Origin of the sequence: Curtobacterium sp. PhB190, from assembly GCF_004365385.1 — a bacterium.
Taxonomy (GTDB): domain Bacteria; phylum Actinomycetota; class Actinomycetes; order Actinomycetales; family Microbacteriaceae; genus Curtobacterium.
Genome location: NZ_SODN01000005.1, coordinates 203,691 through 218,242 on the forward strand (window position 1 = coordinate 203,691; position 14,552 = coordinate 218,242).

The window sequence follows — 14,552 nt, forward strand, 5'->3', positions numbered from 1 at the left end:
GCGGGATGGACGTCGTCATCGCTCCCCCGCACCCGTCTCCGCTGCACCAGGACACCGGCACCCCCCGCCGCTCGACCCGCGTCGCCCTCGTGCAGGTGCGTTGGCTCGAAGACCCCGCTGCCCACCGAGCACAACTCGCCGACGGCATCGCCACCGCGGCGGCCAACGGCGCCGCGGCGGTGTTCCTGCCCGAGCTCACCCTGCGCCGCTACCCCGGCGACACTCCGGCCAGTGGTGTCCCGAAGGACCTCGCCGAGTCGCTCGAGGACGGCCCGACGGTCACCTTCGCCCGCGCACAGGCGATCGAGCACGGGGTGTTCGTCCACGCCTCCCTGTACGAGCGCCCTGCCGACGACGACCAGCCCGACGACCCCCGCGGCTACAACACCGCCGTCCTCGTCGCCCCCGGCGGCACCCTGGTCGGCCGGACCCGAAAGACCCACATCCCGATCAGCGCCGGCTACTACGAGGACACGTACTTCCGCCCGGGCACGGACGACGACGCCTTCCCGGTGTACGAGCCGGCGGGACTCGGCGCACGCCTCGGGTTACCGACCTGCTGGGACGAGTGGTTCCCCGAGGTGGCCCGGTCCTACGGCCTCGCCGGGTCCGAGGTCCTGGTGTACCCGACGGCGATCGGCTCCGAGCCGACGTTCCCGGACTTCGACACCGCGCCGATCTGGCGGCAGGTCATCGTCGCGAACGGCATCACCGCCGGCCAGTTCATGGTCGTCCCGAACCGCTGGGGCGACGAGGGCGACATCACGTTCTACGGGTCGTCGTTCATCTCGGACCCGTTCGGCCGCGTGCTCGCCGAAGCTCCGCGTGACGCTGACGCGGTGCTCGTGGCGGACCTCGACCTCGAGGCCCGGACGGAGTGGCTCCGACTGTTCCCCTTCTACGTGACCCGTCGCCCCGACCTCTACGCGGGGCTCGTCGCCCCGGTCGACGAGGACCGCCACGCGTACGGCGCACGCGACGCGATCGACGCGGCCATCGGGGTGGCGGCGACCGACGCCGGACCGGAGGTGCGCGCATGACGTGGGTGATGCCTCCCGAGACTGCTCCGCAGGAACGCACCTGGATGGCGTTCCCGCGCCCCGGCCTGACACTCGGTGACGACGCGGCGAGCGCCGAGGCGGCGCGACGGACGTGGGCGACCACCGCCAACACGATCAGCGAGCACCAGCCCGTCACGATCGTCGTGGACCCGGTCGCGCGAGCCGACGCTCGTCGCCTGCTGTCGACCGCGGTCGAGGTGCTCGAAGCGCCCCTCGACGACTTCTGGATGCGCGACATCGGGCCGACGTTCGTCGTCGACGACGTGACCGGCGAGCTCGGCGCCGTGGACTGGGTCTTCAACGGCTGGGGCGCGAACTCCTGGTCGACGTGGACCCGTGACGCCGAGGTCGCCGCCACGGTCGCGGCCGCCGCCGGTGCGCGGCGGATCCCGTCGCTGCTCGTGAACGAGGGCGGGGCGATCCACGTCGACGGCACGGGCACGGTCCTGGTGACGGAGACCGTGCAGCTCGATCCGCGACGGAACCCGTACGCCGACCGCGAGCGCGTCGAACTCGAGCTCGCCCGGACGATCGGCGCGACGAACGTGGTCTGGCTGCCCCGCGGCCTGACCCGTGACTACGACGGGTTCGGGACCCGGGGCCACGTCGACATGGTCGCGACCTTCGCCGATCCGGGCACCGTCCTGCTGCACGCGCAGCCCGACGCCGGCCACCCGGACCACCTGGTGATGCCGCAGATCCGTCGGGCGCTCGAGCAGGCCACGGACGCGACCATCGTCGAACTGCCGGCCCCGTCGACCCTGACCGACGACGACGGCCCGGTCGACTGGAACTACGTCAACCACGTGGTGGTGAACGGCGCCGTGATCGCCTGCGCGTTCGGTGACGCCGTTGCCGACGACCGCGCCCGCGGCATCCTCGCCGACGTGTACCCGGGTCGTCAGGTGCGTTCGATCGACGCTCGTCCGGTCTTCGCGCGCGGCGGCGGCCTGCACTGCATCACGCAGCAACAGCCGGCGGTCTGATCCATCGCCGCGGTGTACAGCAACTGCCCGACGTCTGTACACCGCGGCCGGTCCACCGAGCACTCGCGCATCGGTATGTTGCTCCGAACCAGTCCGGGCGACGCTGCCCAGCCCAGCTCCGGCGCTGCCCATCCCCCGACCCAGCAGGGAAGTCCACGCACATGGCATCACCGACCGCGGTCCCCACACCGACAGCACCGGCAACTCCTGCGCGCGGCGGTTCCCTGAAGCGGAGCCTCGGACTCTGGGCGATCGTCGGCCTGGGCCTCGGCTACATGACCCCGACGGTGGTGTTCGACACCTTCGGCATCGTCTCCGGGCAGACCGACGGCGCCGTGCCGAGCGCGTACCTGATCGCGCTGGTCATCATGGCCCTGACGGCGATCAGCTACGGGAAGATGGTCCGGGTCTACCCGGCAGCCGGTTCGGCCTACACGTACGTGCGGGAGTCGATGCACCCGAACCTCGGGTTCATGGTCGGCTGGGCGTCCCTGCTCGACTACCTGCTGCTGCCGATGGTGAACGCCCTGATCATCCGGCTCTACCTGGAGCAGGTGTTCCCGGCGCTGCCGTCGTGGGTGACGGTCGTCGTCTACACGGTGTTCGTGACGACGGTGATCTGCCTGTCGATGCGTGGCACGTCGAACCTCAACATGGTGCTGCTCATCGGCGCGATCCTGGCGATGATCGCGTTCGTGGTCTTCACCGTCATCGAACTCGTCCACGGTGCCGGCGCCGGCACGATCGCGAGCACCGAGCCGTTCGTGCACGACGGCGTGACGATGTCCGCCCTGCTCACCGGTGCGACGGTGGTCTGCTTCTCGTTCATCGGCTTCGACGCCGTGACGATGTACACGGAAGAGGCGAAGTCGATCCGGATCATGCCGAAGGCGATCATGCTGACGGTGCTGCTCGGCGGCGCGATCTTCCTGGTGTCCGCGTACTTCGCGCAGCTGCGGTTCCCGACGAACACCCCGTTCGGCGAGTTCACCGACGACCCGCTCCCCCAGATCGGCCTGCTCGTCGGTGGCCCGGTGTTCCAGGCGGTCCTGGTGTCGGCCGGGTTCGTCGCCGCGTTGGCGTCGGGGCTCGCCTCGCACGCGAGCGTCGCCCGCATGCTCATGGTGATGGGTCGGAACAACGTCCTGCCGAAGCGGGTGTTCGGCTACGTCAACCCGCGCACGCACACCCCGGTGTTCAACGTGGTCTTCGTCGGGGCGGTCACGCTGCTCGCGATGAGCTTCTCGCTCGACACCATCTCGTCGTACATCAACTTCGGCGCGCTCGTCGCCTTCACCTTCGTCAACGCGAGCGTCATCGTGCACTTCGCCGTCCGGCAGGGCCGCCGCCACACCGCGGGTGACCGGTGGAAGTACATCGTCCTGCCCGGCCTCGCGATGGTCCTGACGGGGGTGCTCTGGTCGCAGCTCCACGCCGACGCACTGATCGCAGGAGGAGTGTGGGCTGCGATCGGCTTCGCCTACCTGCTCGTCATCACGAAGGGCTTCCGGGTGCTGCCGAAGAGCTTCGACGAGAACCAGCCGGTCACCGGCGTCAACAAGCAGCTGACCGACCAGGCCTGACCCACCACGAGAGGACGCCATGTACGCCGTCACCGACCCCACCACGGGCACGACCCTCGAGACGTTCCCGACCATCACCGACGACGAGCTGCGCGCCGCCGTCACCACCGCCCACCAGACCCACGGCGAGTGGGGCCGCACCAGCACCGTCGCCGACCGCGCGGCCCTGCTCCACCGCGTCGCGGACCTGTACCGGGAGCGTCACGCCGACCTCGCCGCCACGATCGTGCGCGAGATGGCGAAGCCGATCGACCAGGCCGAGGGCGAGGTGGACTTCTGCGCCGACATCTACGACTACTACGCCGACCACGCCGAGGAGTTCCTCGCCGACCAGCCGATCACCCTGGCCGATGGCTCCGAGGGCAGCGCCTTCATCCGGAAGTCGTCGATCGGCGTGCTGCTCGGCATCATGCCGTGGAACTTCCCCGCCTACCAGATCGCCCGGTTCGCCGGTCCGAACCTGCTCATCGGCAACACGGTCCTGCTCAAGCACGCACCGCAGTGCCCCGAGTCGGCCCTGGCGATCGAGCGCATCTTCCACGACGCCGGGTTCCCCGAGGGCGCGTACACGAACGTCTTCGCGACGAACGACCAGGCCGCAGACGTCATCGCCGACCCGCGCGTGCAGGGGGTTTCGCTGACCGGGTCCGCCCGCGCCGGTGCCGCCGTCGCCGAGATCGCCGGCCGGAACCTCACGAAGGTCGTGCTCGAGCTCGGTGGGTCGGACCCCTTCATCGTGCTGTCCACCGACGATCTCGACTCGGTCGTCGAGTCCGCCGTCACGACCCGCCTCGAGGGCAACGGGCAGGTCTGCAACGCCCCGAAGCGCTTCCTGGTGGTGGACGACCTGTACGACGACTTCCTGGCGAAGTTCACGACGGCCATGTCGGCGGTCTCGCCGACGGACCCGTCCGTGCCCGGTGCCGAGCTCGGCCCGTTGTCGTCCCCGACCGCCGCGGACCGGCTGCAGGAGCAGCTCGCGTCCGCCGTCGCGCAGGGTGCGAGCGTCGTCACCGGTGGTGACCGCCAGGGCAACGCCTTCGTGCCGACGATCCTCACCGACGTCACGCCGGACAACGACGCGTACCGCGAGGAGTTCTTCGGCCCGGTCGCCGCCGTGTACCGCGTCGCCGACGAGGACGCCGCCGTCGCACTCGCCAACGACACCCCGTACGGCCTCGGCTCGTACCTGTTCACGACCGACGCCGACCAGGCACTCCGCGTCGCGGACCGGCTCGAGGCCGGCATGGTCTACGTCAACATCGTCGGCGCGGACAGCCCCGAACTGCCGTTCGGCGGCGTCAAGGCGAGCGGCTTCGGCCGCGAGCTCGGCCCCCTGGGGGCCGACGAGTTCGTCAACAAGAAGCTGATCCGCATCGGCTGACGGACGCTCTGGACCCGGCTCCACGACGGACGGGAGGCACGGTGCCAGCTGGCACCGTGCCTCCCGTCTGCTCGTCGGTCGCCGCTACTGCTGCGGTTCGGCGGGCTCGCCGCCGGAGTCCGTGTCGCTGTCCTGCGCGGGGTCCTTCGTCGCGTCGCCCGTGGGCGACCCGTCCGGCAGGTCCTCGGTGTACTGCGCTTCGGCCTCGCTGGGGTCGCTGGATCCGTTCGCCGTCGTGTCGCTCATGGCCCGGACGCTACGCGCGGTCGACGCTGCACCCGTTCAGACGGACGAGGCGGCAGCGCCCGAGCCGGCTGCGACCGGGGTCACGGCCAGGATCTCGTCGGCGACCTCGCGCCCGATCCGCACCGCACCGTCGACGTGCTGGTACCCCTGCCCGGCCAGGTCGCTCGACGCGAACCGGATCGGACCGACGGCTGCACGCTGGTCGGCGCCGTAGCGGACGAGCCCGCCGAGGTCGAAGCTCGCCGCGTAGGCGCCGCGGGTCCACTCCTCGGTGCCCCAGTCGCTCTCGTAGTACACGACCGGGCGCAGGGCCTCGTCGCCGTAGTAGTGCGCGAGCGACGCGAGCACTCGGGCCTTCCGCTCCTCGGCCGACAGTGCGAACAGGTCGTCCGCGTGCTGGTCGGAGATGAACCCGACGAGCGTGCCCTGCTCCGAGCCGTGCTCGGTGTTGTCGTACGCCTCGTGCACGACCTCGTACGGGCTGAACGCGGTGCCGGAGAGCCCGGCGCCGCGCCAGAACGGCCGGTCGTAGACGGCGTGCACCTTGATGACGAAGCCCATCGACAGGTGCTGGTGCAGCTGGTGCTGGCGACGGGGCAGCGGGGGTTCGTACGAGATCCGCGAGTACAGGGGCGGCGGCACGGCGACGAGCGCCTGCCGAGCGTGGACCTCGAGGCCGCCGTCGGCGAACGCGACGACCCCGTCGTCGGTCCAGCGCAGGGTGCGCACCGGCGCCTTCAGGTGCACGGCGTCACCGAGGCGCTCCGCGAGGCGTTCGGACACCTGCTGCATGCCGCCGACGACGCGCTTGTCCAGGATGAAGTCGGCGTCGACCAGGTTCGTGAAGCTCCCGGCAGAGGCAGCCATCAGCAGGGCCTGCAGTGCCGAGAACGCGTGTGCCGGCTTCGTGAGCATGGCGCCCGCGATGAACAGTTCGACGTTGTCGGTGGCGACGCGGTCCGGGCTGAGCGCGTGCAGCCAGGCACGGAAGGAGACCTCGTCGAGTGCGGCGGCGTCCGGGTTCTCCCACGGGCGCGCGGGATCGACCGCCGCGACGTACTCGTCGACGACCGTCACGAGTCGCTCGATCTCGTTCGCCGTCGCCTCGGGCAGCGGGAAGATGTCGCCGGTGTACTCGGTGCGGGTGCCCTCGGCGTCGACGTAGACGCTGGAGCCCTCGCGGTACCGGTCGTAGGTGTCGAGCCCGAGTTCGTCGAGGGTCTCGAGCAGCGCGGTCTGGTCGGGCGAGACCCACTGGCCACCGATCTCGAGCGTGACCCCGTCGATGTCGTTCGTCCAGGTGCGGCCGCCCACGCGGTCGCGCGCCTCGAGCACCGTGACGGTGAGCCCCGCGGCGCGCAGGCGGTTCGCGGCGGTCAGGCCGGTGACACCGGCTCCGATGACGACGACGTCGCTCTCGATCATCGTGCTGCTCCTTCGGTGGTGGTGCTCCGGAACGGGTCCGGGGTCAGCGTGTACATGGTCTCGAGGTACTCGGCGATGCCCTCGCCGCCACCCTCGCGGCCGAGGCCGGACTGCTTCACCCCGCCGAACGGGGCCGACGCGTTCGAGACGACCCCGGTGTTGAGTCCGAGCATGCCGGTCTCGAGCCGCTCCATCAGGCGCTGGCCGCGGGCCGGGTCCTCGGTGAACGCGTAGCCGACCAGACCGTACTCGGTGTCGTTGGCGGCGGCCACGGCCTCGTCCTCGGTCCGGAAGGTCCGGATCGCCAGGACGGGTCCGAAGATCTCGTCGCGGAGCAGGTCGCTGCCGGGCTGCACGTCGGTCAGGACCGTGGGCGCGTAGAACGTGCCGGGGCCGTCGACCGGGTGCCCGCCGGTGCGGAGCGTCGCCCCGCGGTCGAGCGCGTCGGTGACCAGGCGGTGCGCCTTGTCGACGGCACGGTCGTCGATGAGCGGTCCGATGGCGACGCCGTCCTCGGTGCCGCGTCCGACGCACATGGCCTCGACACGTTCGGTGACCCGGCGCGTGAACTCGTCGACGACGTCCTCGTGCACCAGGAACCGGTTCGCGGCGGTGCAGGCCTGCCCGGTGTTGCGGAACTTGGCGGCGAGCGCGCCCTCCACGGCCAGGTCGAGGTCGGCGTCGGCGAACACCAGGAACGGGGCGTTGCCGCCGAGCTCCATGCTCGTCCGGAGCACGTTCTGCGCCGCCTGGGCGAGCAGCGTGCGTCCGACCGGCGTCGAGCCCGTGAAGGACAGCTTCCGGAGCCGGGGGTCGGCGATCACCGGCCCGGAGACGTCGGCGGCGCGGGTGGTGGGCACCACGTTGACCACGCCGGCGGGCAGTCCGACCTCGCGCAGCAGGTCGACGAACAGCAGGGTCGTGAGCGGCGTCAGTTCGGCCGGCTTCACGACGACCGTGCACCCGGCTGCGAGCGCCGGTGCGATCTTCCGGGTCGCCATCGCCAGTGGGAAGTTCCACGGCGTGATGAGGAACGCGGGGCCGACGGGCTTGTGCGAGACGGTGGTACGGCCGGTGCCCTCCGGGTTGGTGCCGTACGAGCCGCCGATCCGGACCGCTTCCTCCGAGAACCAGCGCAGGAACTCCCCGCCGTACGCGACCTCGCCGCGGGCCTCGGCGAGCGGCTTGCCCATCTCGAGCGTCATGAGCAGCGCGAACTCCTCGCGCCGTTCCTGCAGCAGGTCGAACGCGCGACGCAGCAGCTCGGCGCGGTGCCGCGGCGGTGTGGTCGCCCAGCCCGTCTTGGCCGCTTCCGCGGCGTCGAGCGCTCGGACACCGTCCTCGGGGGTTGCGTCGGCGATGTCGAGCAGCGTCTCGCCGGTGGCGGGGTCGACGACGGCGAAGGTCCGGCCGTCGGCCGACGGCTGCCATGCGCCGTCGACCAGGAGGCCCGTGGGGACGCGGGCGAGCAGCTCGCGTTCGGCGTCGGTGCGGTCGGCCGCCGGGGCGGTGGTGGTGCCGGTGGTCATGCTGTTGCGAGTCCTTCCAGGACGACGTCGAGTCCCTCGTGGAGCAGGGCGTCATCGATCGACAGTGGGGGCAGGAACCGGACGACGTTGCCGTACGTGCCGGCGGTCAGCGCGATGACGCCGTGCTCGAACGCGGACCGCACCACCCTCCCGGTCAGTGCGGCGTCCGGTTCTCCGGTCGCGCGGTCCACGAGTTCCATCGCGACCATCGCGCCGCGTCCGCGGACATCGCCGATCCGCGGGTCGGTCGTCTGCGCGGCACGGAGTCGTCCGAGCAGCACGTCCCCGATCTCGCGGGCTCGGTCGACCAGCCCGTCGTGCTCGAACGCGTCGATCGCGGCGAGGGCGGCGGCACAGGCGATCGGGTTGCCGCCGTAGGTGCCCCCGAGCCCGCCGACGTGCGCGGAGTCCATGATCTCGGCGCGCCCGGTCACGGCGGACAGGGGCAGACCGCCGGCCATGCCCTTCGCGGTCGTGACGACGTCCGGCACGATCCCCTCGTGCTCGCTCGCGAACATCGCCCCGGTGCGCGCGAAGCCGGTCTGCACCTCGTCGGCGATGAGCACGACGCCGTTCGCCGTGGTCCACTCGGACAGGGCGGTGAGGAACCCGGGCGCGGGGACGACGAACCCGCCCTCCCCCTGGATCGGCTCGATGAGCAGCGCCGCGGTGTTCGCCGCGCCGACCTGCTTCTCGATCTGGCTGATCGCGCGCTTCGCGGCCTCAGGTCCGGAGAGGCCGTCGTGGAACGGGTAGGACATCGGCACCCGGTAGACCTCGGGCGCGAACGGGCCGAAGCCGTCCTTGTAGGGCTGGTTCTTCGCGGTGAGCGCCATCGTGAGGTTCGTGCGGCCGTGGTACGCGTGGTCGAACACCACGACGGCCTGCCGACCGGTGTGCTTGCGCGCGATCTTCACGGCGTTCTCGACGGCCTCGGCGCCGGAGTTGAACAGCGCCGTGCGCTTCTCGTGGTCACCGGGGGTCAGCCGGTTGAGCGCCTCGGCGACCGCGACGTACCCGTCGTAGGCGGCGATCGTGAAGCACGTGTGGGTGAAGGCAGCGACCTGCTCGGTGACCGCGGCGACGACGGCGGGGTGCGCGTTGCCGACGCTGGTCACGGCGATCCCGGACCCCAGGTCGACGAACGAGTTGTCGTCCGCGTCCACGACGACCCCGCCACCGGCTGCGACGACGGCGATCGGCACGGCGACCCCGACCCCGACCGCGACGGCTCCGGCCTTCCGCGCCATGAGCTCGCGTGATCGCGGGCCGGGGACGGCCGTGACGAGCCGTCGTTCCTGGGGCAGCGAGGGGCCGCCGGTGGGCGCACTGATCGAGGGTGCTGCGGTGGAGGACATGCGGCGATGGTAGGAGTCTGCGGTGACCACGGCGGCTGTCCACCGTGTACATCGAGCACCGGTCCGATCGCCCCGGTGGATAAAGTGCTCCCATGCCCGCGACGCTGCGTTCCCTGTTGCACCGTGCCGATCTCCGCCTCCGCCCGCTGACCGACGCGGACACGGGCGCCCTCGACGCCCCGCTGTCGTGGCTGCACAGCTCCGACCTCGAGGACCCGACACCGTTCTTGGCCGACGGGCAGGGACTGCTGACCACGGGCACCCAGTTCGGCGCCGAGGCCGAGGTCCCGGAGGACGTCGCCGGCCCCTACGTCCGCCGACTCGTCGAGCGGGGCGTCGTCGCACTCGGGTTCGGCACCGAGGTCGTCCGCGCCGGCACCCCGGACGCCCTCGTCGCCGCCTGCTCGCAGCACGGACTCCCCTTGTTCGAGGTGCCCTACGAGACCTCGTTCATCGCGGTCGCGCAGGCGAACGCCGAAGCGGTCGCCCGCGACGCGAACGCCCGGAACGCCTGGGCCCTCGCCGCACAGCGGGCGATCTCGCTCGCGGCGATGCGCCCGGACGGGCTCGGGGCGACGATCGCCGAGCTCTCCGGGCAGCTCGACGGCTGGGTCGGGCTCTTCGACGTGTCGGGGCGCCTGGACCGTGGGCACCCGGCGGACGGCGTGCCCGCGCAGGACCTCGAGCTGCTCCGGACCGAGGCACTGCGCCTGCTGCGCGCGGGACAGCGGGCGAGCCTGCCGGTGACGACCGAGCACCACACCGGGTTCACGCTGCAGACCCTCGGCAGCGGGGGCCACCTGAGCGGCGTGCTCGCGATCGCGAACGGCGGTGCGCTCGACCGCGCCGGTCGTGAGGTGGTGACGTCCGTCATCGCCCTCGCCGGACTCGCGCTGCAGCAGAACCGTGAGCTGGCCCGGGCACGCGGGCTCCTGCGCACCGGCCTGCTCACAATGCTCTCGGTCGGCGATCCGGAGGTGGTCCAGTCGACCTCGCGCGAGGTGTGGGGTCCCCTGCCCGCCGAACCCGTCCGGATCGCGGCCCTCGACGTCGACGACCACGACCTCGACACCGTCGTCGACCTGCTCGAACTGTGGGTGCAGGACCGGCCCGGACAGCTCTTCTTCGCCGTCGACGACGCCCTCTTCCTGTGCGTGAGCGCCGACGACACCGCGATCGTCGAGGAACTGGTCGGGCGCTTCGACCTGCGGGCCGGCCTGTCGGACGGTGCCGCCTACCGGTCGTTCGGCCGTGCTCGCACCGAGGCCGTGCAGGCCCTGGACCGTCGGCGCGAAGGACGACCGGGCACCACCGAGTTCGGCGACCTCGCCCGGGAAGGCGTCCTCGCACACCTGGCCCACGTGGACGTCGACGCCGGCGCCGTCGCCCGCGCGTTCCTCGCTCCCCTGCTCGAACACGACCGGTCGGCGGGCACCGAGCTCACCCGCACCGTCCGCGCCTGGCTCGAGCAGAACTGCGAGTACGACCGCGCCGCCCAGGTGCTCGGCATCCACCGCCACACCGCACGCTCCCGGGTCGAGCACGCCGGCCGACTCCTGGACCGCGACCTCTCCGTCTTCGCGACCCGGGCCGACCTGTGGGCGGCGTTCGTCGTCGAAGGCGCGTGACCCGCGGATACGGTGGGACGATGCCGTCGACACCGGCCCGCCGGCGCCTGAGCCCGGCCGAACGCGGATCCCAGATCACGGCGGCCGCCGTCGACCTGGCGCGCGCCGAGGGCCTCGCGGCGGTGACGCTCCGCGGGGTCGCCGCCGTGATCGGGGTCGCGCCGTCGCTCGTCGCCCACTACCGCCCGAGCATGGAGGACCTGGTCGGCGAGACGTTCCGCACCGTCGCGACAGCCGAGGTCGCCGAGGTCCGCGCGATCGTCGGCGCTGCGCCCGACCCCGTCTCCGGCCTCCGCACCCTGCTCGGCTGCATCGCCGATCCCGCGCGCGACGACGTCGCCACCCTGTGGGCCGACGCGTGGAGCATCGGCCGCACGAACGCGGCGCTGGCGACCGCGGCACGGGACGTCATGGACGACTGGCAGCTCCTCGCGACCACGGTCGTCGTCGACGGGGTGCGCGCGGGCGTGCTGCGGACCGACGACCCGGACGGCGTGGGACGCCTGCTCTTCGCGCTCGTCGACGCCACCAACGGGTACGCCCTGGTCGACTACCTCGACCGCCCGACCCGCGAGGGCCTGGTCCGCACGACGATCGCCCGAGCGGTGGGCCTGGACGGCTCAGCCCTGTCGGGGTGACACCCGCCGCGGTGCCACTGACCGCAGTGCCACCCACTGCAGCAGCATGATCGTCTTGCCGTCGGCGATCCGGCCGTCCTCGACCATCGCGAGGGCCTCGTCGAGTGCCAGCTCGAGCACCTCGATGTCCTCGCCCTCGTCCTCGACCCCGCCGCCCGCCTCGACCCGGTCCGCCGGTGTGTACGCACCGACGTAGAAATGGACACGTTCGGTGACCGAACCGGGGCTCATGAAGACGTCGCCGACGCGCACCAGCTCACCCAGCCGGATGCCGAGCTCCTCGGCGGCCTCGCGGCGGACGGCGGTCTCGGGGTCGTCCTCGTCGAGCAGCCCCGCCGCCGCCTCGATGAGCATGCCGTCCGGGTGCCCGTTCACGTACGCCGGCCACCGGAACTGCCGCGTGAGCAGGACCGTGCGGCGCTCGGCGTCGTACGGCAGCACGGTGGCGCCGTTCCCGCGGTCGTAGGTCTCCCGCTGCTGCCGGTCCCACCGGCCGTCCCGGCGCCGGACGTCGAGCGTGGTGCGACGGAGCACGTGCCAGCCGTCCGACACGACCTCGACGTCCCGCACGACGACGTCGGGATTGCGGTCGAGGTCACGGCCGACGGCGTCGAGTCCGGTCCGCCCACGGGCATCGGGGACGTCGACACCGGGACGAGGGGCTGCTGCACGATCATCGGTCACCTGGTCACGCTAGCGGGGCGGCTGCTCGCACGACCTGCCCGCCCGGTACCGTGCAGCCATGACCAGGACACCGTTCACCCGTCGCCCGGACCGACCGCAGGTCGTCACCGTGTCGTTCGTGCTCTGGCTGGTCTGGGTCGCGGTCTGCCTGGTGGCGACCGTCCTGCAGTTCGTGGCGGGCACGGGAGGCAACGCCCTCGGCACGGTCCTGACGGTGCTCGTCGCCATCGTGGTCTGGGGACTCGTCGGGTGGGCGGTCGTCCGCATGGCCGCCGGGTCGCGGGTTGCACGCATCGTGCTGGTCGTCGTCGCCGTGGCCCGTGCGGTGCTCAGCCTCACGAGCGGCGAACTCGGACTCCTGACGATCGCGCTGTCGGTCGTCGCCGCGGTCCTCCTCTTCCTGCCCAGCGCGCGCCCGTTCTTCGCACCGAGCGATGCGGGAAGAACCGACCACGGGTTCTCCGGACCCGGCGTGTCGGGGTCGAGCCGCGCCTCCTGGCCGGATCCCGACCACGCGACGGACGCCGATCGGACCTGATCCGCCATCCGGCGACGGCCGCCCCGGTACGTCCTGGGGGAACACGAAAGGCCCCGGATTCCTCCGGGGCCTTTCGCTGTTTCGCCTGGTGCGCGAGGGGGGACTTGAACCCCCACGCCGTTTCCAGCACACGGACCTGAACCGTGCGCGTCTACCAATTCCGCCACTCGCGCCAGCCCCAAAACACTACCACGCACAGACTGCCCCCTGCGCCAACCACTACCATGCAGTGGTTGACGACCGACGACTCTGGAGACACATGGGCCTGCTGGACAACTTCGAGCGAGGGCTGGAGCGCGCCGTGAACGGCGCGTTCGCGAAGACCTTCCGCTCCGGTGTGCAGCCGGTCGAGATCTCCAGCGCCCTGCGCCGTGAGCTCGACACGAAGGCCGCCGTGGTGTCGCGAGAGCGCATCCTGGTGCCGAACGAGTTCACCGTGCGCCTCGCACCGCCGGACTTCACGCGCATGAACGACGTCGGTCGTCCGCTCATCGACGAACTCACGCAGATGGCCCACCAGCACGCCGTCGCGCAGAACTACTCGTTCTCCGGACCGGTCACCATCCGGCTGCAGCAGGACGGCACCCTGTCGACCGGCATCCTGCAGATCGACTCCACCACGGTGCAGCGCGACGTCGCCTGGATCGCCGTGCTCGACATCGGCTCGCAGCGCCACCGCCTGCAGCGCGGACGCACCGTGATCGGCCGCGGCAGCGACGCCGACATCACCGTCGCGGACACCGGGACGAGCCGGAAGCACGTCGAGGTCCTGTGGGACGGCAAGCACGCCCAGGCCACGGATCTGGGCTCGACGAACGGCTCGAAGCTGAACGGACAGCACTTCCAACAGGCGATCGTGGAGCCGGACTCCACCATCGAGATCGGTCGTACCCGTATGGTGTTCCGGGTGATCCCGGAGAACGACGGAGGTGCTCGATGACCACAGGCCTGACCCTGCTCGTCCTGCGCTTCGCGTTCCTCGCGGTGCTCTGGCTGTTCGTCTTCGTGATCGTCTTCGCCCTGCGCAGTGATCTCTTCGGCCAGCGCGTGCGCACGATCCCCACGGATTCCAAGTCGGCTCCCTCCGGCCCGACGACCCCGACGATCCCCGCAGCGGCGGCGCCGGCAGCGGCCTCGGGCGGCGCGTTCACCGACCTCATCGGGCAACCCACGGCGGCGACGCAGTCGCCCTCGCCGGCAGCGGTGCGCCTCGTGATCACCGAGGGCGCGCGTGAGGGCATGGAGATGCCACTCGGCGGCGGGCCGATCACGATCGGCCGCTCCAGCGAGTCCAACGTCGTGATCCGCGACGACTACACCTCGACCAACCACGCCCGGCTCGACCTGCGCGCCGACGGCTGGCTCCTCACCGACCTCGAGTCCACGAACGGCACCTTCGTCAACGGTCAGAAGGTGAGCGCTCCCCTGATCGTCGCGGAGCGCACGCCGATCACGATCGGGACGACGACGTTCGAGCTGCGGCGGTAACCCG

At 71.5% G+C, this 14,552-nt stretch carries 14 protein-coding genes and 1 tRNA gene; 9 read left to right on the forward strand and 6 right to left on the reverse strand.

All coding sequences use genetic code 11. From position 1 onward, the window contains the following. Nucleotides 1-5: 5 nt before the first annotated feature. The 4 genes from EDF47_RS10095 (at nucleotide 6) to EDF47_RS10110 (ending at nucleotide 5,014) form a co-directional block, all read left to right on the forward strand. On the forward strand, nucleotides 6-1,040 hold the full coding sequence (locus EDF47_RS10095) for a nitrilase-related carbon-nitrogen hydrolase (RefSeq protein ID WP_133938084.1): 1,035 nt from the start codon (nucleotides 6-8) through the stop codon (nucleotides 1,038-1,040). Next, on the forward strand, nucleotides 1,037-2,047 hold the full coding sequence (locus tag EDF47_RS10100) for an agmatine deiminase family protein (protein ID WP_133938086.1): 1,011 nt from the start codon (nucleotides 1,037-1,039) through the stop codon (nucleotides 2,045-2,047). The genes EDF47_RS10095 and EDF47_RS10100 overlap by 4 nt, the downstream gene beginning before the upstream one ends. A gap of 161 nt (nucleotides 2,048-2,208) precedes the next feature. Further along, nucleotides 2,209-3,630, forward strand: coding sequence for an APC family permease (locus EDF47_RS10105; protein WP_123937135.1), 1,422 nt, complete (start codon nucleotides 2,209-2,211; stop codon nucleotides 3,628-3,630). Nucleotides 3,631-3,649: 19 nt separating this feature from the next. Next, nucleotides 3,650-5,014, forward strand: coding sequence for an NAD-dependent succinate-semialdehyde dehydrogenase (locus EDF47_RS10110; RefSeq protein ID WP_133938088.1), 1,365 nt, complete (start codon nucleotides 3,650-3,652; stop codon nucleotides 5,012-5,014). Between the two features lie 84 nt (nucleotides 5,015-5,098). On the opposite strand, the gene EDF47_RS19820 is transcribed toward EDF47_RS10110, so the two are convergent. From EDF47_RS19820 to gabT, 4 genes are read right to left on the reverse strand one after another with little or no spacing between them, the layout of a single operon-like run. Next, nucleotides 5,099-5,260, reverse strand: coding sequence for a hypothetical protein (locus EDF47_RS19820; RefSeq protein WP_166673220.1), 162 nt, complete (start codon nucleotides 5,258-5,260; stop codon nucleotides 5,099-5,101). 36 nt (nucleotides 5,261-5,296) lie between these two features. Continuing rightward, nucleotides 5,297-6,685: an NAD(P)/FAD-dependent oxidoreductase gene (locus tag EDF47_RS10115; RefSeq protein ID WP_133938089.1), complete on the reverse strand. Its 1,389-nt coding sequence runs from the start codon at nucleotides 6,683-6,685 to the stop codon at nucleotides 5,297-5,299. Next, the gene (locus tag EDF47_RS10120) at nucleotides 6,682-8,214 is read right to left on the reverse strand and encodes an NAD-dependent succinate-semialdehyde dehydrogenase (protein ID WP_133938091.1); all 1,533 of its coding nucleotides are present in this window, start codon (nucleotides 8,212-8,214) and stop codon (nucleotides 6,682-6,684) included. The genes EDF47_RS10115 and EDF47_RS10120 overlap by 4 nt, the downstream gene beginning before the upstream one ends. Next, nucleotides 8,211-9,572 carry a 4-aminobutyrate--2-oxoglutarate transaminase gene (gene gabT, locus EDF47_RS10125; protein WP_133938093.1) on the reverse strand — a complete coding sequence of 454 codons (1,362 nt, stop codon included), beginning with the start codon at nucleotides 9,570-9,572 and terminating at the stop codon, nucleotides 8,211-8,213. The genes EDF47_RS10120 and gabT overlap by 4 nt, the downstream gene beginning before the upstream one ends. A gap of 92 nt (nucleotides 9,573-9,664) precedes the next feature. Here gabT and EDF47_RS10130 point away from each other — a divergent pair, with 92 nt between their 5' ends. Continuing rightward, nucleotides 9,665-11,200 carry a PucR family transcriptional regulator gene (locus EDF47_RS10130; protein WP_131877947.1) on the forward strand — a complete coding sequence of 512 codons (1,536 nt, stop codon included), beginning with the start codon at nucleotides 9,665-9,667 and terminating at the stop codon, nucleotides 11,198-11,200. A 20-nt stretch (nucleotides 11,201-11,220) separates the two neighbouring features. Beyond that, nucleotides 11,221-11,838 carry a TetR family transcriptional regulator gene (locus EDF47_RS10135; RefSeq protein ID WP_133938095.1) on the forward strand — a complete coding sequence of 206 codons (618 nt, stop codon included), beginning with the start codon at nucleotides 11,221-11,223 and terminating at the stop codon, nucleotides 11,836-11,838. Here EDF47_RS10135 and EDF47_RS10140 read toward each other — a convergent pair. After that, nucleotides 11,821-12,522, reverse strand: a complete 702-nt coding sequence (locus tag EDF47_RS10140; protein WP_123292927.1) for an NUDIX domain-containing protein — start codon at nucleotides 12,520-12,522, stop codon at nucleotides 11,821-11,823. The genes EDF47_RS10135 and EDF47_RS10140 overlap by 18 nt on opposite strands. Before the next feature lie 58 nt (nucleotides 12,523-12,580). On the opposite strand from EDF47_RS10140, the gene EDF47_RS10145 reads away from it, so the two are divergent. Then, nucleotides 12,581-13,060 carry a hypothetical protein gene (locus tag EDF47_RS10145; RefSeq protein WP_133938097.1) on the forward strand — a complete coding sequence of 160 codons (480 nt, stop codon included), beginning with the start codon at nucleotides 12,581-12,583 and terminating at the stop codon, nucleotides 13,058-13,060. Nucleotides 13,061-13,146: 86 nt separating this feature from the next. On the opposite strand, the gene EDF47_RS10150 is transcribed toward EDF47_RS10145, so the two are convergent. Further along, nucleotides 13,147-13,233 (reverse strand) — tRNA-Leu (locus EDF47_RS10150). A gap of 86 nt (nucleotides 13,234-13,319) precedes the next feature. On the opposite strand from EDF47_RS10150, the gene EDF47_RS10155 reads away from it, so the two are divergent. Both EDF47_RS10155 and EDF47_RS10160 read left to right on the forward strand, forming a co-directional pair. Further along, nucleotides 13,320-14,000, forward strand: coding sequence for a DUF3662 and FHA domain-containing protein (locus EDF47_RS10155; protein WP_133938099.1), 681 nt, complete (start codon nucleotides 13,320-13,322; stop codon nucleotides 13,998-14,000). Then, nucleotides 13,997-14,548 carry an FHA domain-containing protein gene (locus tag EDF47_RS10160; protein WP_111083697.1) on the forward strand — a complete coding sequence of 184 codons (552 nt, stop codon included), beginning with the start codon at nucleotides 13,997-13,999 and terminating at the stop codon, nucleotides 14,546-14,548. The genes EDF47_RS10155 and EDF47_RS10160 overlap by 4 nt, the downstream gene beginning before the upstream one ends. Nucleotides 14,549-14,552 lie beyond the last annotated feature (4 nt).

Bases quoted from the DNA above. Each gene is read 5' to 3' on its own strand.
- EDF47_RS10095 (WP_133938084.1), top strand. From the start codon at position 6: ATGGACGTCGTCATCGCTCCCCCGCACCCGTCTCCGCTGCACCAGGAC.
- EDF47_RS10100 (WP_133938086.1), top strand. From the start codon at position 1,037: ATGACGTGGGTGATGCCTCCCGAGACTGCTCCGCAGGAACGCACCTGG.
- EDF47_RS10105 (WP_123937135.1), top strand. From the start codon at position 2,209: ATGGCATCACCGACCGCGGTCCCCACACCGACAGCACCGGCAACTCCT.
- EDF47_RS10110 (WP_133938088.1), top strand. From the start codon at position 3,650: ATGTACGCCGTCACCGACCCCACCACGGGCACGACCCTCGAGACGTTC.
- EDF47_RS19820 (WP_166673220.1), bottom strand. From the start codon at position 5,260: ATGAGCGACACGACGGCGAACGGATCCAGCGACCCCAGCGAGGCCGAA.
- EDF47_RS10115 (WP_133938089.1), bottom strand. From the start codon at position 6,685: ATGATCGAGAGCGACGTCGTCGTCATCGGAGCCGGTGTCACCGGCCTG.
- EDF47_RS10120 (WP_133938091.1), bottom strand. From the start codon at position 8,214: ATGACCACCGGCACCACCACCGCCCCGGCGGCCGACCGCACCGACGCC.
- gabT (WP_133938093.1), bottom strand. From the start codon at position 9,572: ATGTCCTCCACCGCAGCACCCTCGATCAGTGCGCCCACCGGCGGCCCC.
- EDF47_RS10130 (WP_131877947.1), top strand. From the start codon at position 9,665: ATGCCCGCGACGCTGCGTTCCCTGTTGCACCGTGCCGATCTCCGCCTC.
- EDF47_RS10135 (WP_133938095.1), top strand. From the start codon at position 11,221: ATGCCGTCGACACCGGCCCGCCGGCGCCTGAGCCCGGCCGAACGCGGA.
- EDF47_RS10145 (WP_133938097.1), top strand. From the start codon at position 12,581: ATGACCAGGACACCGTTCACCCGTCGCCCGGACCGACCGCAGGTCGTC.
- EDF47_RS10155 (WP_133938099.1), top strand. From the start codon at position 13,320: ATGGGCCTGCTGGACAACTTCGAGCGAGGGCTGGAGCGCGCCGTGAAC.
- EDF47_RS10160 (WP_111083697.1), top strand. From the start codon at position 13,997: ATGACCACAGGCCTGACCCTGCTCGTCCTGCGCTTCGCGTTCCTCGCG.